The organism is Kitasatospora sp. NRRL B-11411 (assembly GCF_000721345.1).
Taxonomy (GTDB): Bacteria; Actinomycetota; Actinomycetes; order Streptomycetales; family Streptomycetaceae; genus Kitasatospora; species Kitasatospora cineracea.
The window spans coordinates 15,552-36,877 of the sequence record NZ_JOGH01000043.1 but is presented as its reverse complement, the minus strand read 5'-3'; the positions used below and the strand labels follow the sequence as shown (position 1 = coordinate 36,877).

The 21,326-nt window shown below is 75.0% G+C and carries 15 protein-coding genes and 1 riboswitch; of the genes, 5 read left to right on the top strand and 10 right to left on the bottom strand.

Translation table 11 applies throughout. The features are described 5' to 3' along the window. Window positions 1-66: 66 nt before the first annotated feature. Entirely contained in the window at window positions 67-537 is a 471-nt protein-coding gene (locus IH44_RS0120545; protein WP_030461106.1) for a cation:proton antiporter regulatory subunit, read from the bottom strand. A gap of 439 nt (window positions 538-976) precedes the next feature. Here IH44_RS0120545 and IH44_RS0120540 point away from each other — a divergent pair, with 439 nt between their 5' ends. Further along, window positions 977-3,586, top strand: a complete 2,610-nt coding sequence (locus IH44_RS0120540) for a discoidin domain-containing protein (RefSeq protein ID WP_035955779.1) — start codon at window positions 977-979, stop codon at window positions 3,584-3,586. Window positions 3,587-3,678: 92 nt separating this feature from the next. Here IH44_RS0120540 and IH44_RS0120535 read toward each other — a convergent pair whose 3' ends face one another. Continuing rightward, window positions 3,679-5,340 (bottom strand): ABC-F family ATP-binding cassette domain-containing protein, encoded by a 1,662-nt coding sequence (locus IH44_RS0120535; RefSeq protein WP_030461104.1) that lies wholly within the window; start codon window positions 5,338-5,340, stop codon window positions 3,679-3,681. Next, window positions 5,337-6,962, bottom strand: a complete 1,626-nt coding sequence (locus IH44_RS0120530; protein WP_030461103.1) for an ABC-F family ATP-binding cassette domain-containing protein — start codon at window positions 6,960-6,962, stop codon at window positions 5,337-5,339. The genes IH44_RS0120535 and IH44_RS0120530 overlap by 4 nt, the downstream gene beginning before the upstream one ends. 747 nt (window positions 6,963-7,709) lie before the next feature. Between IH44_RS0120530 and IH44_RS0120525 the strand changes: the two genes are divergently transcribed. Beyond that, window positions 7,710-9,704 (top strand): sigma-70 family RNA polymerase sigma factor, encoded by a 1,995-nt coding sequence (locus tag IH44_RS0120525; protein ID WP_030461102.1) that lies wholly within the window; start codon window positions 7,710-7,712, stop codon window positions 9,702-9,704. Between the two features lie 54 nt (window positions 9,705-9,758). Here the strand turns inward: IH44_RS0120525 and IH44_RS0120520 are convergent, their stop codons facing one another. After that, entirely contained in the window at window positions 9,759-11,228 is a 1,470-nt protein-coding gene (locus IH44_RS0120520) for an amidase (protein WP_030461101.1), read from the bottom strand. 202 nt (window positions 11,229-11,430) lie between these two features. Between IH44_RS0120520 and IH44_RS0120515 the strand changes: the two genes are divergently transcribed. Next, window positions 11,431-11,937, top strand: a complete 507-nt coding sequence (locus IH44_RS0120515; protein WP_051817111.1) for a DUF4440 domain-containing protein — start codon at window positions 11,431-11,433, stop codon at window positions 11,935-11,937. Between the two features lie 124 nt (window positions 11,938-12,061). Here the strand turns inward: IH44_RS0120515 and lanL are convergent, their stop codons facing one another. The 3 genes from lanL to IH44_RS0120500 all read right to left on the bottom strand — a co-directional run bounded on the left by lanL (window position 12,062) and on the right by IH44_RS0120500 (window position 16,496). Continuing rightward, a complete protein-coding gene (gene lanL / locus IH44_RS0120510) occupies window positions 12,062-14,716 on the bottom strand; it encodes a class IV lanthionine synthetase LanL (RefSeq protein ID WP_030461099.1) in 2,655 nt (884 codons plus the stop codon). A gap of 2 nt (window positions 14,717-14,718) precedes the next feature. Continuing rightward, on the bottom strand, window positions 14,719-14,886 hold the full coding sequence (locus tag IH44_RS47335) for an SflA family class IV lanthipeptide (protein ID WP_162870071.1): 168 nt from the start codon (window positions 14,884-14,886) through the stop codon (window positions 14,719-14,721). Between the two features lie 599 nt (window positions 14,887-15,485). Beyond that, window positions 15,486-16,496 carry an NADP-dependent oxidoreductase gene (locus tag IH44_RS0120500; protein WP_030461098.1) on the bottom strand — a complete coding sequence of 337 codons (1,011 nt, stop codon included), beginning with the start codon at window positions 16,494-16,496 and terminating at the stop codon, window positions 15,486-15,488. Window positions 16,497-16,610: 114 nt separating this feature from the next. Between IH44_RS0120500 and IH44_RS0120495 the strand changes: the two genes are divergently transcribed. Both IH44_RS0120495 and IH44_RS0120490 read left to right on the top strand, forming a co-directional pair. Then, window positions 16,611-17,189, top strand: coding sequence for a TetR/AcrR family transcriptional regulator (locus IH44_RS0120495; protein ID WP_030461097.1), 579 nt, complete (start codon window positions 16,611-16,613; stop codon window positions 17,187-17,189). A 105-nt stretch (window positions 17,190-17,294) separates the two neighbouring features. Further along, window positions 17,295-17,384: riboswitch (ZMP/ZTP riboswitch) on the top strand. A 37-nt stretch (window positions 17,385-17,421) separates the two neighbouring features. After that, entirely contained in the window at window positions 17,422-18,585 is a 1,164-nt protein-coding gene (locus tag IH44_RS0120490) for a phosphoribosylaminoimidazolecarboxamide formyltransferase (protein ID WP_030461096.1), read from the top strand. Window positions 18,586-18,613: 28 nt separating this feature from the next. Here the strand turns inward: IH44_RS0120490 and IH44_RS0120485 are convergent, their stop codons facing one another. The 3 genes from IH44_RS0120485 to IH44_RS0120475 all read right to left on the bottom strand — a co-directional run bounded on the left by IH44_RS0120485 (window position 18,614) and on the right by IH44_RS0120475 (window position 21,300). Beyond that, window positions 18,614-19,108 carry a tyrosine protein phosphatase gene (locus tag IH44_RS0120485; protein WP_030461095.1) on the bottom strand — a complete coding sequence of 165 codons (495 nt, stop codon included), beginning with the start codon at window positions 19,106-19,108 and terminating at the stop codon, window positions 18,614-18,616. Window positions 19,109-19,399: 291 nt separating this feature from the next. Next, window positions 19,400-20,050 carry a response regulator transcription factor gene (locus IH44_RS0120480; protein WP_030461094.1) on the bottom strand — a complete coding sequence of 217 codons (651 nt, stop codon included), beginning with the start codon at window positions 20,048-20,050 and terminating at the stop codon, window positions 19,400-19,402. Beyond that, on the bottom strand, window positions 20,038-21,300 hold the full coding sequence (locus tag IH44_RS0120475) for a sensor histidine kinase (RefSeq protein ID WP_051817110.1): 1,263 nt from the start codon (window positions 21,298-21,300) through the stop codon (window positions 20,038-20,040). The genes IH44_RS0120480 and IH44_RS0120475 overlap by 13 nt, the downstream gene beginning before the upstream one ends. Window positions 21,301-21,326: the final 26 nt, after the last annotated feature.

Genomic DNA, 21,326 nt, shown 5'->3' with positions numbered 1-21,326 from the left:
CACCCGCAACGGGTTCCGGATCCGGCGGGTGCGGCCGGAATTCCCGCGGCTCGGCGCGGGAGGACGTCATTCCCTTCCGAGGACGACGGCGGCGGCGTCGACGCCCTCGCGGGTGCCGATCAGGATCAGGGTGTCCCCGCCGGCCAGCCGGAAGTCCGGGGCGGGGGAGGGGACGGCGCCGGTGCGGCGCAGGACGGCGACGATGGAGACGCCGGTCTCGGTGCGCATCCGGGTGTCGCCGAGGGCGCGGCCGTTCCAGTACGAGGAGCCGGACAGCTCGATCCGTTCGGCGACCAGGCCGAGGCCGGAGGTGTGCAGCAGGTTGGGGCTGTGGTGGGTCGGGGTCAGGGCGTCGACGAGCGCGGCGGTCTCACCCTCCGTCAGGTGCAGCGAGTGGGCGCAGGCGTCCGGGTCCTCGCGGCGGTAGGTGTTGAGGGTGCGGGTGCCGTCGCGGTGGGCGATCACCGAGAGGTGCTGGTGCTCCCTGGTGGTCAGGTCGTACTGCACGCCGATGCCGGGCAGCGGGGTCGATTGCATGCGTGAGACGGGCACGGGGCATCCCTTCGGGCGCAGGACGTAGTTGGGTCGTCCCACCTTTTCAGAGGCGGGCCCGCGGCCGTAAGGGTCAACCAAAGGTAAAGACATTCCCAAGAGGGTGACCTTGCCCACGTCGGGCCGGCCGCCCGGCGGCCCCGGGGGTGCGCCAGGGGTGGCCGCCTGCGGGCCCTCGCATGCCCGCCTGGGAGAGCGCTCTCCGTGCCCGGTCCAGCGAAATCGAGATGTTGGCGTCAGGGTCTCGGCTTTTCTCTCGCCATGAACTAACCTGATGCGGCAGCGTTTCACCCAGGTGAAGCCGCGGTTTCGTGCCGACCCCACAGAAGGCGCGATCCCCGACCCGGCCTGCCATGGGGCGCTGACCGGAGAGCGCTCTCCGTTGTTTTCCCTACCCCACCCACCGCTCACAGCAGGAGGAGCCATGCGGCTCGCCCCTCCCCCTCCCGGTGCCCCCCTGCGCCGGACGCCTGCCGTACTCGCCGCCGCGGCCCTGGTCGCGGGTGCCGTCATGACGATCCCGGGCACCGCGCAGGCCGCGGACTCGCTGATCTCCCAGGGCAAGGCGGTCACCGCCTCGTCCACCGAGAACGCGGGCACCCCCGCCGCCGGCGCCGTCGACGGCGACCTCGGCACCCGCTGGTCCTCGGCCGCCTCCGACCAGCAGTGGCTGCAGGTCGACCTCGGCTCCGTCTCCACCATCAGCAAGGTGCAGCTGAACTGGGAGGCCGCGTACGGCAAGGCGTACCAGATCCAGACGTCCAACGACGGGACCACCTGGACGACGATCTACTCCACCACCACCGGCGCCGGCGGCACCGAGGTGCTGAACGTCTCCGGCTCCGGCCGGTACGTGCGGATGAACGGCATCACCCGCGGCACCGGCTACGGCTACTCCCTGTGGGAGTTCCAGGTGTACGGCACCCTCGGCGGCACCCCCACCGGCACCCCGTCCACCCCGTCCGGCTCGACCTGCTCCACCGACAACGCCGCCCAGGGCAAGGCCGCCACCGCCTCCTCCACCGAGAACGGCGGCACCCCCGCCTCCTCCGCGGTCGACGGGAACCTCGGCACCCGCTGGTCCTCGGCCGCCGCCGACCCGCAGTGGCTGCAGGTCGACCTCGGCTCCGTGCAGCAGCTGTGCCAGGTCGACCTCAAGTGGGAGGCCGCGTACGGCAAGGCGTACCAGATCCAGGCGTCCAGCGACGGCAGCACCTGGGCGACGATCTACTCCACCACCACCGGCGCCGGCGGCAACGAGACGCTCAACGTCTCCGGCTCCGGCCGCTACGTGCGGATGTACGGCACCCAGCGCGCCACCAACTACGGCTACTCGCTGTGGGAGATGGGCGTGCACACCGGCAGCGGCGGCTCCACCACCCCGCCGGTGCAGGGCGGCGGCGACCTCGGCCCGAACGTGCTGGTCTTCGACCCGTCCACGCCGAACATCCAGGCCACGGTCGACGCCGTCTTCAAGAAGCAGGAGTCGAACCAGTTCGGCAGCGACCGCTACGCGCTGCTGTTCAAGCCGGGCACGTACAACAACATCAACGCCCAGATCGGCTTCTACACCTCGATCGCGGGCCTGGGCCTGAACCCGGACGACACCACCTTCAACGGCGACGTCACCGTCGACGCGGGCTGGTTCAACGGCAACGCCACCCAGAACTTCTGGCGCTCCGCCGAGAACCTGCACCTCAAGCCGGTCAGCGGCACCGACCGCTGGGCCGTCTCGCAGGCCGCCCCGTTCCGCCGGATGCACGTCGAGGGCGGCCTCAACCTGGCCCCGAGCGGCTACGGCTGGGCCTCCGGCGGCTACATCGCCGACTCGAAGATCGACGGCCAGGTCGGCAACTACTCGCAGCAGCAGTGGTACACCCGGGACAGCTCCATCGGCGGCTTCTCCAACGGCGTGTGGAACCAGACCTTCTCCGGCGTCCAGGGCGCCCCCGCCCAGGGCTTCCCGAACCCGCCGTACACCACGCTCGACACCACCCCCGTCTCGCAGGAGAAGCCGTTCCTGTACCTGGACGGCAACGACTACAAGGTGTTCGTGCCCGCCAAGCGCACCGACGCCCGCGGCACCTCCTGGGGCAGCGGCGCCCCGCAGGGCACCTCGCTGCCGCTCAGCCAGTTCTACGTGGTGAAGGACGGCGCGACCGCCGCGAGCATCAACCAGGCGCTCGCCCAGGGCCTCAACCTGCTCTTCACCCCCGGCGTCTACCACGTCGACCAGTCCATCAACATCACCCGCCCGGACACCGTGGTGCTCGGCCTCGGCCTCGCCACCGTCGTCCCGGACAACGGCGTGACCGCGGTCAAGGTCGCCGACGTCGACGGCGTCAAGGTCTCCGGCCTGCTGCTGGACGCCGGCACCGTCAACTCCCCGGCCCTGCTCCAGGTCGGCAACGACACCCCGGGCGCCGGCCACGCGGCCGACCCGATCGTCATCCAGGACGTCTTCGTCCGGGTCGGCGGCGCCGGCGCCGGCAAGACCACCAACGGCATGGTGATCAACAGCAACAACACGATCGTCGACCACACCTGGATCTGGCGCGCCGACCACGGCGCGGGCGTCGGCTGGGAGACCAACCGCTCCGACTACGGCTTCGTCGTCGGCGGCAACGACGTCCTCGCCACCGGCCTGTTCGTCGAGCACTTCAACAAGTACGACGTGTGGTGGAAGGGCAACGGCGGCCGGACGATCTTCTTCCAGAACGAGATCGCCTACGACGCGCCCAACCAGGCCGCGATCCAGAACGGCAGCACGAAGGGCTACGCCGCCTACAAGGTCGAGGACAACGTCACCACCCACGAGGGCTGGGGCCTGGGCAGCTACTGCTACTTCAACGTCGACCCGACCATCGTGATGGACCACGGCTTCGAGGTCCCGAACGCGCCCGGCGTCAAGCTGCACGACGTCCTGGTCAACTCGCTCGGCGGCAACGGCCAGTTCCTGCACGTGGTCAACAACACCGGCGCCGGGACCTCCGGCACCGGGACCGTCCCCTCCAACCTGGTCTCCTACCCGTAACCACCGGTAGCCGCGACCAGCACCGAAACCGGCGGCCACCGCCCCCATGCCCGGGGCGGTGGCCGCCACCTCCGTGTGCGGGGCCTTCGCCCTCACTCGCTAGGGCCGCCGGGCAGCGCCAACTCCCGCCCCCGCCAACGGCGGCGCAGCCAGCGGTCGTGCCCCGCCAGCACCACCGCGCCCGGGCCGCCGGAGCCGATCGCCTCCTCCAACTCGTCGCACAGCAGCGGCGAGAGGTGGTTGGTCGGCTCGTCCAGCAGCAGGAGCCGGGGCGGGCGGGCCACCAGCAGGGCCAGCGCGAGCCGGCGGCGCTGGCCCACCGACAGCGCCCCGACCGGGCGGTCCAGGTCGGCCGCCGCCAGCAGGCCGAGCGCCGACAGCGGCACCCGCTCCGTCGGCTCCGGCCCCAGCGCGAGCGCGTAGGTCTCGCGGGCGGTGCGGTCCGGACGCGCGAACACGGTGTCCTGGGCGAGCAGGCCCACCGTCAGGCCCGGCCGCTGCCGCACCTCGCCCACCGCCGGGTCCAGCCGCCCGGCCAGCACCGCCAGCAGCGTCGACTTGCCCGTCCCGTTCCCGCCCGTCACCAACAGCCGGTCGGTGCAGCCGAGTTGCAGCGAGACCGGGGCCAGCCGCCCGGGAACGCCGACCCCGTGCAGGGAGAGCAGCGGGGCGGACGGGTCCAGGGAGGCGGGTTCCGGGGCGGACGGGTTCGGGGAGGCGGGTTCCGGGGCGGGCGGGGTGAAGCGCAGCGGGACGGGCGGCTCGGCGACCCGGGTGCGCTCCAGTTCGGCCAGTCGGCGGGAGGCGTCGCGCACCCGGCGGGAGATCTGCTGCTGCACCCGGCCCGCCCGGTGCCCGTAGCCCATCTTCTCGTTGTCGGTGCGCCCCCGGTCCGGCGCCACCCGGTGCGCGGTCACCCCCGCCGCGTGCTCCAACTCCGCGATCTCCTGCCGCTCTTCGGCGTACCGGCGCTCCCAGCGGCCGCGGGCGGCCCGCTTCGCCGCCAGGTAGGCGAGGTAGCCGCCGCCGAAGCGCACCGGCCCGTCCGCCGCCGGGTCCAGGTCGACCAGGTCGGTGCAGACCGCCTCCAGGAACGCCCGGTCGTGGCTGGCCACCACCACCGCGCCCGGCAGCGAACGGAGTTGGGCCTCCAGGAAGGCGGACGCGGCGTCGTCCAGGTGGTTGGTCGGCTCGTCCAGCAGCACCGCCGAGGGGCGGCGCACCAGCAGCGCCGCCAGTGCCAGCCGGCCGCGCTGCCCGCCGGAGAGCGACCCGAGCGTGCGCTCCGGCCCGACGGCGGACAGCCCCAGGCCGTCCAGCGCCAGCGCCGCCCGGCGGTCGGCGTCCCAGGAGCCGCGGTCCTCGGCCTGCTCCAACCGGCGCCCGTACTGCGCCAACAGGCCGGGCAGGGACGGGTGTTGCTCGGGAAGGGCGGCCAACTCGGCTCCCAGCCGCTCCAGTTCGGCGAGGTCCGTGCGGGCCTCGCGCAGCGCCTCGGCCAGCACCGAGGCGACGTCCGCGGCCGGGTCGAACGGCAACTCCTGGTGCAGGAAGCCGAGATCGGCCGGCCGGACGACGCTCCCGGCCTCCGGCTCGTCGACCCCGGCCAGCACCCGCAGCAGCGTCGACTTGCCGCAGCCGTTCTCGCCGATCAGCCCGATCCGGCGGCCCGGCGCGGCCGTCAGCGACAGCCCGTCGAGCACCCGGCGGCCGCCCAGGACGCGGACCAGGTCGTGGGCGACCAGCGCCGTCACGCCGCCACCTCCGTCAACCGGCCGTCCGCCAGCCGCAGCCGGCGCCCCACCCCGATCTCCGCCAGGAACCGCTCGTCGTGGCTGACCACCACGAACGCCCCCCGGTACGCGTTCAGCGCGCTCTCCAACTGGCCCACGCCCACCAGGTCCAGGTTGTTGGTCGGCTCGTCCAGCAGCAGCAACTGCGGCGCCGGCTCCGCGCACAGCACGCACGCCAGCGTCGCCCGCAGCCGCTCGCCGCCCGACAGCACCCGCACCGGCAGGTGCGCCCCCGCGCCCCGGAACAGGAACCGGGCCAGCAGGTTCATCCGCTCCGCCTCCGGCCGCTCCGGCGCGGACCGGGCGAAGTTCTCCGCCACCGACAGCCCCTCGTCCAGCAGGTCCAGGCGCTGCGACAGGTACGCGATCCGGCCCTCGCCGCGCCGCAACTCCCCGCCCTCCGGCGCCAGATCGCCGCTGACCAGCCGCATCAGCGTGGTCTTCCCGGCGCCGTTCGGCCCGGTCAGCGCGATCCGCTCCGGCCCCCGCACGATCAGGTCCGCGCCGTCCGGCCCGAACACCTCCGTGCCCCCGAGCCGGGCCCGCATCCCCTCGCCGTGGAACAGCGTCCGCCCCGCCGGGACCTGGGTGTCCGGCAGTTCCAGGCTCAGCCGCTGCTCCTCGCGCACCGCCCGCCCGGCCTCGTCCAGCCGGGCCCGCGCCTCGTCCACCCGCGCCGCGTGCACCTGCCCCGAACGGCCCGCGGACTCCTGCGCGCCGCGCTTCATGGTGCCCGCGAAGATCTTCGGCAGGCCCGCGTTCTTCAGGTTCTTCGCCGCGTTGCTCGCCCGCCGGTCGGCCCGCTCCCGGGCCTGCTGCAGTTCGCGCTTCTCCCGCTTCAACTGCTGCTCGGCGTTGCGGACATTGCGCTCGGCGACCTCCCGCTCCGCCCGCACCGCCTCCTGGTACGCGGTGAAGTCGCCCCCGTACAGCCGCAGTTCACCGCCGTCCAGCTCGGCGATCCGGTCCATCCGGTCCAGCAGCGCGCGGTCGTGGCTGACCAGCAGCAGCGAGCCGTTGAACTCGGAGAGCACGTCGTACAGGCGGTGCCGGGCCGCCGCGTCCAGGTTGTTGGTCGGCTCGTCCAGCAGCAACACGTCCGGGCGGCGCAGCAGTTGGGCCGCCAGGCCGAGCGAGACCACCTGGCCGCCGCTGAGCGTGCCCAGGTCGCGGTCCAGCGCGAGGGCGCCCAGGCCCAGGCGGTCCAGCTGGGCGCGGGTGCGCTCCTCGATGTCCCAGTCGTCGCCGATCACCGCGAAGTGCTCCTCGGCGACGTCGCCCGACTCGACGGCGTCCAGCGCCCGGATCACCCCGTCGACGCCCAGCACCTGCGCGACGCTGAGCCCCGCCGTCAACGGCAGGCTCTGCGGCAGGTACCCGAGCGTCCCGGAGATCGTCAACGACCCGGCGGCGGGCCGCAGTTCACCCGCGATCAGCCGCAGCAGGGTGGACTTGCCGGAACCGTTCGGCGCGACCAGGCCGGTGCGGCCCGGCGGCACGCTGAACGACAGGTCGTGGAAGACCGGGGTGTCGTCCGGCCAGGAGAAGGACAGGTGGGAGCAGACGACGGCGACGTCGGACACGGTGGGACCTCGAATGGCACCGGGGGCAGCGCACGGCCCGGCAGGCTCCGGAGGGGCCCCGGGAGGTACCGGAGGGGTGCCGCGGAGCCGGGGGAACGGCGGACTGCCCGAGAGACGGGTGGGAGGGAGAAGAAGGGAACGACGAAACGGACCACTCCGGCGGCGCCTCGTGCACCGGCCCGGTGGCCGTCAGGTCCGGGTCTCACCCGGAGATGTCGTCGTCACCCGCCACGTCTGTCCCTCTTCCGTGCATGTGCCACGTGCGCAACCACTGCGCCACTCCCGACTGTAACAGCTCGCCCCACCGGGGAGTTGCCGCCGCACGGGCCGGCGGCCGGTCGATGGCCTTCGGCCGATGGTCTTCGGTCGGGGAAGGCCGGGCACCGCGCCCCGTGCAGGGGGAAGGGCGCGGTGCCCGGCGGACCCTGCCGGGCCGGGTGGGCCGGGGTGGGGGCCCGGCACCCGGCAGGGCCGGACGGCGGCCGGGGCGGTGGGGGCCGCCCGGCCGCCTGGCTCAGGCGGGGCCGGAGACGGCGCGGCGGCGGTGTCCTCGTGCCATCGCGGGCCGTCCTCCTGCCCCTCGGGGTGCGGATGCACCGGGTGTACGCATCGGAGACCCCGGCCGGGGGTCCCCGCCAACACAAATTCCGGTCCGGGGAAGAATTTCTGTTGGCGGGCGCCCCCGCGGCCGGTCTCCGATCCGTACACCCGGCGCACCCGCCACCCCGACGTAGAGGAACGGACCCCATGCCGAACACCAGACGCAGCGGACCCGACGCCGGGACGGTGGCGGCGGCCCGCGCCGGCGACCGGCAGGCGCTGGAACACCTGGTGGCCCACAGCCTGCCGCTGGTCTACAACATCGTCGGCCGGGCGCTGAACGGCCACGCCGACACCGACGACGTCGTACAGGAGACCCTGTTGCGCATGGTCCGCGGACTGTCCGAACTGCGGGACCCGGCCGCCTTCCGGTCCTGGCTGGTGGCCATCGCCGTCCGGCAGGTCCGCAACCGGCAGCAGGACCGGGCCGCCGCCCTCGACCGGTCCGCCCCGATCGAGGAGGCCGAGGCGATACCGGACCCCGCGCTCGACTTCGCGGGCCTGACCGTCCTGCGCCTCGGCCTCACCGAACAGCGCCGCGAGATCGCCGAGGCCACCCGCTGGCTCGACCCCGACGACCGCGAACTGCTCGCCCTGTGGTGGCTCAAGGAGACCGGCGAACTCGAACAGGCCGACCTGGTCGCCGCACTCGGCCTCAGCTCCGGCCACGCCGCCGTCCGCACCGGCCGGATGAAGAAGCAACTCGACCTCTCCCGCCTGCTGGTGCGCGCCCTGGCCGCCGACCCGCGCTGCCCCGGCCTGGCCGCGATCACGACCGGCTGGGACGGCACCCCCGGCCCGCTGTGGCGCAAGCGCCTGGCCCGGCACGTGCGCGACTGCACCCGCTGCACCGGCGAACGCAACGAGCTGCTCCCCGCCGAACGGCTGCTGTACGGCCTGCCGTTGCTGGCCGTCCCGCCCAGCCTCGACCCGGCCCGGATCCTCGCCGCGCTCACCCCGGGCGGGCCCGGCGGCCCGAACCCTGGCGGATCCGGCGGCCATTCCGGCTCCGGCGGCCACTCCGGTTCCTCCGGGGGCGTCCCGGGGCGGGGTTCCGGCCACCGGCGGTCGCGCCCCGTCCGGACGGCGAAGCCGCTGCTGGCCAAGCCGGTGCTGGGCGGGGCGGCGCTGGTGCTGGTGGTGGCGGCCGTCCTGGTCGGGGCCGAGCTGGTGCCGGGGCAGGACACCGTCCCGGCGGCGGCGCCCGGGCCGTCCGGGGCCGTCGCGCCGCCCACGGCCGCCGAGGCGGCGGCCCCGCCGGAACCTGACGGTGCGTCACCCTCGGTTTCGCCCACGCCTTCGCCGTCCGCCCCGCCCGCGTCCTCGCCCGCGCCGTCGGAGTCCGTTCCGCCGTCCGCCACAGCCGCCGCGTCCGCCCCGGTGGCGCAGGACGCCGTCGTCGTCGCGTCCGCGCGCAAGGGCGTCGGCGTGTGGGCCTTCGACGGGGCGAGCCAGGCGCTCGCCGCGTCCGGGGCGGGCTGGTACTACACCTGGGGCACCCAGCACCCGGGCATCAGCACGCCCGCGTCGGCGTCCTTCGTCCCGATGATCTGGGGCGCGTCCTCGGTCACCGACGCCGCCCTCGCCCAGGCCCGCGCCAACGGCCCCTACCTGCTGGGGTTCAACGAGCCCGACATGGCCGCCCAGTCGAACCTGACGGTCGACCGGGCGCTCGAACTGTGGCCGCAGCTGATGCGGGCCGGGCAGGTCCTCGGCAGCCCGGCGGTCGCCTACGGGGCCGACACGCCCGGCGGCTGGCTGGACCGCTTCATGGCCGGCGCCGACGCCAAGGGCTACCGGGTCGACTTCATCACGCTGCACTGGTACGGCGGGGACTTCCGCACCCCGCAGGCCGTCCAGCAGCTGACCGCCTACCTGGAGGCCGTCCACCGGCGCTACCACAAGCCGATCTGGCTCACCGAGTACGCCCTGATCGACTTCTCCCAGGGCACCCGCTTCCCGAGCGCCGACCAGCAGGCCGCCTTCGTCACCGCCTCCACCGAGGCCCTGGACGCGCTGCCCTACCTCCAGCGCTACGCCTGGTTCGGCCTCGGCGCGGACCCGGCGAAGCCCAGCAGCGGCCTGTTCACCGACGGGACGACCGCCACCGCCGCCGGCCGGGCCTACCGGGCCGCCCGCTGAGCCCCCGTCAGGTGCCCGGGGCCGGGCCGGGGCACCTGACGGGGCCGGGCCCGGTCAGTGGAGTGCGCGGGGCGGGCGGAAGCCGCCGAGCCGCTCCTCCAGGAGTTCGGCCAGGCGCAGCGGGGTGCGGTCCTCGTACATCGGGCCGATCAGCTGGACGCCGACCGGGAGGCCCGCGGCGGACGGGCCGGTGGGGACGGCGGTGGCGGGCAGGCCGGGCATGGTGGCGAGGCCGGCCCAGACCAACTGGTCGAAGTAGGTGTGGGCGGTGCCGTCGACGGTGATCCGGCGGTTCATCAGGTCGGGGTCCTGGTCGTGCGGGAAGGCCGCGGTGGGGGTGATCGGGGCGACGACGGCGTCGAACTCGGCGAAGAGCTGCCGCCAGGCGTGGCGGTGCAGTTCGCGGCGGCGGTCGGCGCCCAGCCAGTCGCGGTGGGAGAGCAGCAGGCCGCGCAGCCGGGCGGCGACCAGGCTGTGGTCGTCCTCGCTCAACCCGGCGACCTGGGCGGCGAGTTGCTGCTGGCTGCCGACCGGGAACTGGACGGCGACGGCGGAGGACAGCAGCAGGGTGTAGAGCTCGGCGGCGTCGGCGAGGTCGGGCAGCAGCGGGCTGTGCCGTTCGATCCGGGCGCCGCCCTCGGCGAGCGCGTCGACGACCCGGGCCAGGCCCGCGCGGACGTCGGCGCCGGTCGGGATGAGCGGGTGCTCGTCCAGGACCAGCACCCGGAAGTCGGAGAGCCGGTCGTGGCGGGCGGGCGGCAGGTCCAGGGTGTGGGCCAGGCCGGAGGTCAGCGGGTCGGGGCCGGCCATCACGTCGAGCAGCAGGGTGAGGTCGCGGGCCGAGCGGGCCATCGGCCCGGCGACGGCCAGGTCGATGTCGGCGGGCAGCGCCGGGGCGTGCGGCGGGACCATGCCGCGGGTGGGCAGCAGGTGCAGGGTCGGCTTGTGCGCGTAGACGCCGCAGAAGTGGGCGGGGGTGCGCAGCGAACCGGCGATGTCGGTGCCCAGCGACAGCGCGCCGAACCCGGCGGCCAGGGCGGCGGCCGAGCCGCCGGAGGAGCCGCCGCAGGTGCGGGTGCGGTCCCACGGGTTGACGGTGGTGCCGTGGATCTCGTTGTAGGTCTGGATGTCCTGGAGCCCGAGCGGCACGTTGGTCTTGCCGAGCACCACCGCGCCCGCCGCCTTGACCCGGGCCACCTGCAGGGCGTCCTCGGCCGGGACGTGGTCCCGGAACTGCGGCATGCCCCAAGTGGTGGGCAGCCCGGCCACGTTGTACGACTCCTTGACCGTCACCGGCACACCCAGCAGCGGCCGTTCCTCCCCCCGCGCCCGCGCTCGGTCGGCCGCCCGGGCGGCGTCCCGGGCCCGCTCGAAGTCCGGCGCGCAGATCGCGTTCAGCGCCCCGTCCTCCCGCTCGATCCGCCCGATCGCCTCCTCGGTCAGCTCCACCGAACTGACCTTCCCGGCCCGCAGGGCCGCCGTCAGTTCCCCCGCCGTCGCGTACGTCCACGTCTCCTCGGTCATGGCACGGGACGCTACGTGCCTCCCGCTCCGGGCACGAAATACTTTGTGCGGCAAGGGGGGAAGGGCGTCGTTCGAGGGCGTTCCGAGAGGGGGCCGAGAGCGCGCCGACAGTGCGCCGACAGCGGGCTGCGGGTGATCCGACAGCGGCCGCCGCGACGATGGGCGCACCGGAACGAAGGACGAACGACGAGGGGGCGCAACGATGGACGGACACCTGGACGGGACGCTGGTCGCGCGGATGCGGGAGTACCTGGCGGCGGGCACGGCGATGGACCTGGCGGCGCTGGAGGCGCTCTACGACGAGGAGTTCGAGAACGTCCGGACCGACGAGGCGGGCCGGGTCGCGGTGCTGACGAAGGCGCACTTCATGGCGCGGTTCCGGGCGCTGGCCGCGCGCGGCGAGGGCGTCGCGGACGGCGGCACGGACGACGTCCGCTTCCTGTCCGCGGGGCGGCACGGCGACCAGGGCACGGTCGTCATGTACCGCTGCGAGGACGGCCTCCCGGCCCGCTACGTCTTCGTATGGCGCTGGGAGGACGGCCGGTGGACCACCCTGCTGCGGGAGTTCACCTTCGAGCGGGACGTCTCACCGCTGCTGGCCCTGCTCGCGGCAGTGGCGGCGGGCGGGAACGGGGCCGGGGCCGGTGCTGGGGCCGGGGTCGGGAGCGGTGCTGGGGCCGGGGCCGGGGGTGCTGCCGTCGAGGGGTGAGGCCGGCGGTTGGTCCGGCTCTTGCGCGGCGGCAGCAGGCGCTCCTGCGGGCCGTTGTCGTCCTGCCGGCGCAGCCGGGCGGTGAACGTCCGTCCCGGAGGCGGGAGTTCGGGTCGTCGGGTGGTCAGGGGAGGGTGCCGAGCGGGGGACTGCCGGGGGAGTGCAGGCGGCGGAGGAAGGCGAGGACGCCGGGGGTGCCGGTGGCGTGGCCGAAGGACTGGCGGACCAGGCCGGCGTCGGGGAAGACCGGCCGGGCGGCGGGGCCGGCCGAGCGGGCCAGCACGAGGGCGGCGACGGTGCCCGCGGCCTCGTGGAACTCCGGTGCGGCGGGGGCGAGTTCGAGCATCAGGTCGCCGACGCCGGCCAGGCCGCAGCACTGGGTGACCAGCGGCATCCGCGGGGCCAGGTCCAGGCAGGCGCGGGCGCACCGTTCGGCGAGCGCGCGGTGGGCGGGTTCGCCGAGCTGCTCGGCGGCGCGGGCCAGGACGGCGCCGATCCCGGCCAGCCCGCGGCACCAGGAGCCGTAGCGGCGGCTGGCGCCGGGCCGGGTGGCGGCGGCGAGCAGTGCCGGGGTGGCGGCGGCGAGGCGCGCGCAGGCCAGGGCGGCGTGGTGCCGGGAGACCGGGTCGCCGGTGGCGCGGGCGTGCGCGAGGAGGAAGTGGGCGACCCCCGCGTCGCCGTGGGCGATCCCCCGGGTGAGGGCGGCGTCGCCGGGACGGGGCGCGGCGGGCGGGGTGAGGCGGGCGTGCCCGGTGGTGAGCTGGTCGCGGCAGGCCGTGGCGGCGGCGAGGTGCCGGTCGGCGGGGGCGGGGGTGGCGGTGACAGCGGGGGCCGGGGCCGGGTGGGCACGGGCGAGGAGCAGGTGGCCGAGGCCGGTCCCGGCGGCGCCGTCGATCAGGTCGGCTTCCGGCGGTCCGCCGCCCGGGCGCTGGTCCGGCAGGTCGGTGGCGGTGTGCGGAGGCGGTGCGCCGGCGGCGGTCAGGAACAGGTCGACGCCGGTCCGGCCGCAGTACAACCCGGCCGGTAGCGTGCGGTGTTGGCGGGCCGTCCAGTCGGCGAGCGCGGCGACGGCGGCCGGGACGCCGGGGCGGTGCAGGTGCTGGAGCAGTTCCAGCCCGAGCCCGGAACTCCCGCCGTAGACGTCGACCGGGGCGGGGACGGCGGACCGGTCGGCACGCGCCGGGTCGGCGATCCGGTGGGCCTCGGCGACGCAGACCGCGACGGTGTGCTCGACGATCTCCGCCAGCAGGTCGGCCGGTATCTGCGGTGCGGCGGGCGGCCGTCGGCGGCTCGGCCGCTCGGCTTCCCGGCGCGGGAGGCCCGTTCTGGTCAACTTGACTTTATGCGAAGTCTGTTGGAGGGCCGCCTGCCCGGCTTCCCGGCGCAGGCGGTCCGCTCCGGCGGTCCGGGTGGCGGGGTCGGGGCTGGTCAAATCGCCGATCAGGGAGCGGAATTGCTGGTGGGCGGGGCCGGGGAGGGCGAACTCCAGGCAGGCCAGGGTGCGTTCGCGGTTGACGGCCGGGTCGGAGTCGAGGACGACCGGGTCCAGGCCGGTGGCGGCGAAGTGCAGGGTCATGCCCAGGGCGTGGTAGTCGTCGGCGGGCAGCGCCGGGGCGCCGGGCCGGTGCACGGGGCCGCTGTAGCCGGGGGTGGAGCCGTCCGGGCCGGTGCCGTGCCGGGCGCTGATGCCGAAGTCGACGACGTGGCAGTGCCCTTCGGCGTCCAGCACGACGTTGTCCGGCTTGAGGTCGCGCACCACCACGCCCCGCCGGTGGGCGCCGTCCAGGACGCGCAGCAGCCGGGCGGCGAGCGGGCCGGACGGGTGCGGGCGGTCCGTTCCCCTCGCGGCGAAGGGCCCGTGGTCGTGCACCTCGCGGCGCAGGTCGCGGCTGCCGCAGTCGGTCGTGACCAGGTACTCGTCGGCGCGGTGGCGGAAGTAGTCGAGGGCGCGCGGGACGCCGGGGAGGCCGTCGAGCGCGGTGAGGACGGCGTGCTCGTTGCGCAGGCGGTCGCGGGCGTCGGCGCCGTCCACGTCCTCGGCGACGTAGGCGCGGGCCTGCTTGACCACCACGGCCAGCCCGGTGACCAGGTCCAGGGCGCGGTAGACGTTGCCCTGGGCCTTGCGGGCGATCCCGCCGGTCACCCGGTAGCGCCCGCCGCCGAAACCGGCCGCCGCGGACGGGGTGGCCGACACGCCCGGCGCGGGCGGGGTGGCCGACGCGCCCGGCGCGGGCGGGGTGGTCGCGGGGCGGGTGAACGGGTCCGCGGCCCACGGCGGGCAGCGGTATGCGGTGCCCGCCAGGCCGTCGAAGAGCTGCCCGTCGGGGCCGGTCATCACGGATTCCAGGCGCCCGCTGCGCCCGGTCCGGTAGTCGCCGGTGAACGGCCCGTACCGGTAGTAGACGGGCGCGTCGGGGGCGAGGCGGCGGTCGCCGGTGATCGGCGGCCCCTCCCGGCCGCGCAGGGCGGCGGCCAACTCGGCGGCCAGCGGCAGGAGTTCGTCCGGAGCCGGGTAGACGGTGACCGCCTTGCCGACCGAAGCGGCGTTCCGGGTACCGGAGTTGAGAGTGCGCAGCACCTCGGGGTCGCGGGCCCACTTGGCGTGGCAGACGTGCTGTTCCAGCACCGGCAGGACGAGTGCGAGGACGGCGGCCAGGGTGCCCGGGCGGGCGGAGACGTGGAGCTTCCAACCGTGCTCCATCGCCGGCATCCGCGGATCGTTCAGGTACGACCAGGTGTCGTCGGACCAGGGGCGGCGGACGGCGACGGAGCCGGCCACCGTCAGGAGTTGAAGTCGCAGGCGACCCGGGTGGTCGCGGTCACCCACGGGTCGGACAGACAGGCGGTGGGGTCGTGGTCGGTGCGGTCGTCGTCCTCGAACACCAGGGTCTCGTCGTCCACGGCCAGTGGGCCGGCGTCGCGGATCGCGGTGGGGGTGGCAACGGGCATGTGACGCCTCCAGGTCTTGTCGCGCGTCCGGCGCGGCCGCGGGTTTGCGTCCGGCGCCGCGGACCGTCCGGCCCGATCGGGCCGGGGTCCTGGAGCACGAAGGTAGGCAGGAACGGTGCACCTGACAAGGGGGCGGACGCTCCGCTTCCACACCGGCGGCCGGACGGTGTGAGCGGTGGTGCCACCGGGACGGGAGTGGCGTCCGGGAGATTCCTGATGTCCCGTCAATTCGCCTCGGTGGGCGAGATGTTGGCGCCCTCGGCATCGATGTCCGGGAGGATCCGGTCCAGCCGGCGCGAGATCCACCAGGCGCCGCCGCGCGCACCACTCGCCCAACCGCCGCAACCTGCCCCGGCCCTTCTCCGGAACGGACCCTGACACGGTGTCGGACGAGGACATCGCCCCTCCCTGTGACACGGCCGAACCCACCTGGACGCCACTGCCCGGCCCCATCCCGGTGCACCTGCCCGGCCGCCTCCCCGCCCGCCGAACATGTCGTCGACGGCGTCCTCGGGCGTCGTCCTCGGGCGTCGCCTTCGCGGTCCTCCTGCCGTCGCGGGGCACTCGCTTCCCGTGGCGGCGTGCACGAACGGGGGTCCTCACACGGCGGTGAGCACGATCTTGCCCCGGAGGTGTCCGCGCGCGGCTCGTTCGTGTGCCTTCCGGGCGTCCGCGAGCGGGAAGGTGCTGTCGATGGCGACGCGGAGCGTGCCCGTGTCGAGCAGGCGGCCGAGTTCTCCGAGCTGCCGGCCGTTCGAGCGCACCTGGGTGATCGAGGTCGTGACGCCCAGCCTCGTGACCTCCGCCGGGTCGTACGTGGCGATGAAGACGAAGTACAGCGCGCCGCCGCGCCTGAGCGTCCGCAGGAAGCGGCCGCTGCCGGGGCCGCCGACGGTGTCGAGCACCAGGTCGACGTCCCGGACGGCCTCCTCGGGGCGGGTCTTGGTGTAGTCGACGAACTCGTCGGCGCCGAGCTCGCGCAGGAACTGCTCGTGCGCGCCCGAGGCGACCGCGATGACGCGCGTGCCCTTCCACTTCGCGAGTTGCAGGCCCAGGTGCCCCACGCCGCCGGCTGCGCCGTTGACCAGCACCGTCATCCCGGCCTCCAGCGGTACGGGGCGGTGCTGCGCCGGCTGGAGGGGGTTGGGGTGGTCGTGCCCGAGTTCCACCAGGTACTGCCACGCGGTGAGCCCCGACATGGCCGCCCCCGCGGCGTGCACGTGATCGACGCCGGCCGGCTTGCGGGCCAGGTCGGCGGCGGGCGCCGCCACGTACTCGGCGTACGCGCGGCCGTCGAAGCTCGGGAAGCGGAGCATGCCGAAGACCTCGTCGCCGACGGAGAAGTCCGCCACGTCCTCGGCGACCGCCGCGACGACGCCCGACACGTCCGACCCCGGAACGGCGGGGAGGCTCACGGGCGGCCTCAGTTCGGGGGGAATGCCGGGCATCCCGTCGCGCAGGTACCAGTCCGGGGGGTTGAGGCCGACGGCGTGGACGCGCACGAGCACCTCGCCCGGCTGCGGCCGGGGGATCGGCACTTCGTCGTGGCGCAGTACCTCGGGGCCGCCGAACTCGTGCAGTCGGATCGCCCTCATCGTCTTCGCCGACATGGAGATTCTCCCTCTTTCCCGCAGGCGGGCTAGGCTAGGCGTAGCACTGCTACGTGTTTCCGTAGCAGTGGTACGAATATATGTAGCAGTGCTACGGCTGTCAAAGGAGGACCCTTGCGGGCCGATGCCAGGAAGAACCGCGACCAGCTGCTCGCCGTCGCGGGCGTCGTCGTCGCCGAGCAGGGCGCCGACGCGTCCCTGCGCGACATCGCCCGGAGGGCCGACGTCGCCCTCCCCACGCTCTACCGCCACTTCCCGACCCGGGAGGCGTTGCTCGACGCCCTGCTCCGGGAGAGCTTCGACGGGCTGGCGGAACGGGCGGCCGCACTCGAAGCCTCGGACCCGCCCGAGGACGCTCTCGTCACCTGGCTGCGCGACTGCGTCGCGGTCGCACGCGAGTACCGGGGCGTCACCGAGCTGATGGCGGCCGCCATCGAGGACACCGGTTCCGCGCTCCACGCCTCGTGCGTCACCATGCGCGCGGCGGGCACCCGGCTCCTCGCCCGGGCCCAGGCCGCGGGCGCCGCACGGGCCGACCTCGACGGCACGGAACTGTTCGCCCTCGTCGCAGCCCTCGCGTGGCTCGGCGACCAGGGCTCGTTCGCACCGCGCGCCGACCACCTCTTCACCGTGGTCGCGGACGCGGTCCTGGCCGGAGGAACGGACCGCGGGATCGGGGCGGAGCGCCGCTGACGCCCGGCCGAACGCGGGCGCCACCGCCCCCCGGCCCCACCACTACCCCCAGCCCCCAGCCCCGCCGCCGTCCCCAACTCCGCTCCCGCCGGAGGCTGCTAGCATCGGCGCCGTCGCGACTGGCGAGAGGTGGAGCACCACCGGGGAGCGGCGCCGCACAGCACGGGACCGGCACCGTCCGCCTGGGTGTCCTCCGAAGCCGACACGCGACTTCACGGAGGGGGCCACCACCATGGACCTTCGGTACGGAATCAACCCGCAGAACACCCGCGCCCGGATCGAGCCGCTGCCCGGCACCGACCTGCCGCTGCGCCTGCTCAACGGACAGCCCTCGTACGTCAACCTGCTGGACGCGCTGAACGCCTGGCAGCTCGTCAGTGAGGCCGCGGCCCTGTTCGGCCGCCCCGCTGCCGCCTCCTTCAAGCACGTCTCCCCGGCCGGCGCCGCTCTCGCCGGACCGGTCGACCGGGCCGCCGCCGAACCGTACGGCCTCGACCCGGCCGCCGTCGGCCCGCTCACCTCCGCCTACCTGCGGGCCCGCGACGCCGACCCGAAGTCCTCCTACGGCGACCTCGTCGCGGTCTCGCACGAGGTCGACCTCGAACTCGCCGACCTGCTCGCCCGGGTGGTCTCCGACGGCATCGTCGCCCCCGGCTACGCGCCCGGCGTGCTCGACGTGCTGGCCCGGAAGAAGAACGGCCGCTACCTCGTCCTGGAGGCCCGCCCCGGTTGCACCCCGCCCGCCGTCGAGACCCGCGAGGTGTACGGCGTGCGCCTGGTCCAGGACACCGACACCGCCCCGCTCACCGCCGCCCTGCTCGCCGACGTCCGGGTCGGCGCGCTCACCCCGGCCGCCGCCGACGACCTGCTGCTCGGCCTGGCCGTGCTGCGCCGCACCCAGTCCAACTCGGTCTGCTACCTGCGCGGCGGCGCGGCCCTGGGCATCGGCGCCGGCCAGCAGTCCCGGGTCGACTGCACCCGGCTGGCCGGGGCCAAGACCGACACCTGGTGGCTGCGCCGCCACCCGGCCGTCCGGGCCCTCGACTTCCGCCCCGAGGTCCGCCGGCAGGACCGGATCAACTGGCAGATCCGCTATCTGGAGGGCGACTTGACGCCCGACGAGCGCGCCCGCTTCGCCGCCGCCCTGCGCGACGGCGACGTCCCCGACGAGCTCGGCCCGGACGAACGCGCCCGCTGGGCGGCCGAGTCGGACGGTGTCGCGTTCGTCTCCGACGGCTGCCTGCCGTTCCGCGACAACGTCGACCACGCCCGCCGCCACGGCGTCACCGCGATCGCCGAACCCGGCGGCTCCCTGCGCTCCGCCGAGGTCGAGACGGCCTGCGCCGAGCACGGCATCACCCTGGTGCACACCGGTCTGCGGCTGTTCCACCACTGACCCGCCGCGACCGTGCGGCCGCACAGCCTCACGGCCGGTGCGGCGGGGTGATCCGGTCGGTCCAGGCCCGCTGCTCGGGGGTGTCCGGCACGGCCAGGCCGCGGGCCCGGGCGATCCGGGCCCAGGTGTCGTCCGGGTCTGCGCCGGAGCGGACCAGGACGGCGGCCGCCAGCAGCGAGGAGCGGCCGATCCCGGCCCGGCAGTGCACCACCAGGTGGCCGCCCGCGGCCAGCCGCCGGGCCAACCCGTCCAGCACCGGCAGGACTTCGGACGGGGCGGGGACGGTGCGGTCCGGGATCGGGACGGCGGTGAAGCGTAGCCCGGCGGCGCGGGCGAGGGACGGCTCCGCGTCCAGTCCGAGCTCGGCGCACTCGGCCGGGGTGAGCGCGCTGACCAGCTCGCTCACCCCGAGGGCGGCCAGCGCGGCCAGCTCCTCCGCGAGCCAGTCGCCGCCGCGCGGCCGGGCCATGGTGCTGATCCGGCCGGGGCCGGAGGGGTCGATCGTGAACAGGGTGGGACGCATGGCGGGGCCGACCTCCGGGCGGGGCAAGGGCGTTCGGCCGCGCGGGAGGGCGTCGGCCGGTGTGGTGCGCTGCGGTGCGCTGCGGTGTGTGGTGCGCTGCGGTGCGATACCGGCCCGGCGGTCGGCAGGACAGCGGACCGGGGCGTCGGCAGCGGGAAACGGCAGCGGGGAACGGCCGGCCGGACGGGCACGCGCGGACGGACGGGCGCGGCGCGGCGGCGGGCGGTGCACCGAGGCTAGCACCACCCGCCGGGCGCGGGGAGGAGGGTCCGTTCGGGCCGGGGCGGCCGTTCAGGACCGGGACGTGCCGAGGAAGCGCAGCACGGCCAGGACGCGGCGGTGGCCGCTGTCGGCGACCGGGAGGTCGAGCTTGGCGAAGATGTTGTTGATGTGCTTGGCGACCGCGCTCTCACTGATCGTCAGGGTCTCCGCGATGCCGACGTTGGAGTGCCCCTCCGCCATCAGGGCCAGGACGTCCCGTTCGCGCGGGGTCAGCCGTTCCAGCGGGTCGTTGCTGCGGCGCAGCAGCAGTTGGGCGACGACCTGCGGGTCCAGTGCGGTGCCGCCCCCGGCGACCCGGCGGACCGTCTCCACGAACTCCGTGACGTCGGCGACGCGCTGCTTGAGCAGGTAGCCGACGCCGCTGGTGTCGGCGGACAGCAGGTCGGCCGCGTAGCGCTCCTCGACGTACTGGGAGAGCAGCACCACCGCCGTCGCCGGTCGCCTGCGGCGGATCTCCAGGGCGGCGCGCACCCCCTCGTCGGTGAAGGAGGGCGGCATCCGGACGTCGACCAGGGCGAGTTCGGGCCGGTGCTGCTCGACCGCCGCCAACAGGGACGGCGCGTCGTCGACTTCGGCGACGACCTGGAAGCCGCCCATCTCCAGGACCTTGACCAGGCCGACCCGGAGCAGCACCGAGTCCTCGGCGATCACCGCGCGCACGGCAGCTCCGCGGTCACGGTGGTGGGGCCGCCCACGGGGCTGCTCACGTGGAAGGAGCCGTCGATCGCGTCGACCCGTTTGGCCAGCCCGCCCAGCCCCGTCCCGGCGGAGGGGTCGGCGCCGCCGAGCCCGTCGTCCGTGACGTTCACCCGCAGCACCGAACCGACCTGTCTGACCGTCACCTCGGTGCGGGTCGCCCCGGCGTGCTTGATCACGTTGGCCAGGGCCTCGGAGATCACGAAGTAGGCCACCGACTCCACGCCGGGCGGCACCTGTTCGTCGAGGTCGACCCGCAGGCGCACCGGCAGGGGGAGCCGGGCGGCCAGGCCGGACAGGGCCGCGTCCAGCCCGCGGTCCTCCAGTACGGCGGGGTGCAGCCCCCGTACCAGGTCGTTGAGTTCGGCGATCGCGTGCTTGGCCTCCAGGTGGGCTTCGGCGATCGCCGCGCGGGCCCCGTCGGGCAGGTCGGGGGTGGTGGCCAGGACCAGGCCGAGGTTGACGGCGAGCGAGACCAGCCGTTGCTGGGTGCCGTCGTGCAGGTCCCGTTCTATTCGGCGGCGCTCGGCGTCAACCGCCTCGATCAGGCCGGTGCGGCTCTCCGCCAGGTGCTCGACCCGCTGCTGGAGCCGTTGGGACCGGCTGGGGCCGAGCAGGGCCGCGGCCGCGCGCGACTCGCCCCGGGCGGTCGCGCCCGCCACCCAGGGCAGGGCGCCCAGCAGGAGCAGCCCGCCCAGCGTGTACCACGGCAGTTGCGTCGCGTACTCGAGCCAGCCCCCACGCTCCCGCGCGGGCACCGACCAGGCCCAGCCGTAGGCGGTGGCGCCGGCCAGGCCCGCGACGGCGGCGGCCAGCACCAGCAGCTCCGCGGCGGCCAGCAGCGGGCCGAGCAGCAGGTGGTAGCCGACCTGGCGCCAGGTCTGCGCCGAGGTCAGCCAGCTGAGCGCCTGCCGGGCCGCCACCGCCCACGACCACGGCTCGGGAGCGGGCGCCGAGGGCACCACGTCCACCCCGAGGAGGATGCGGTGGCGGACCCGCTGGACGGCCGTCACCAGCGGGGCGCCGAGCACGATCAGGAGGATCGCCACCTCCAGGGCCGGTTTCCAGTGCCCCGTCCGGGCCATGAACGTCGCGGCCCAGGCCCACACCGGGACCAGGGCCAGGTGCGGCAGGACGCCGGTGGCCAGGAAGCCGGCGTCGCGCCGCGCCCGCCGGGCCAGGAGTGCCGGGCGCCTCAGCCCGGGTCGAATCATCACAGCCCGACGGTAGGTCACCGCCG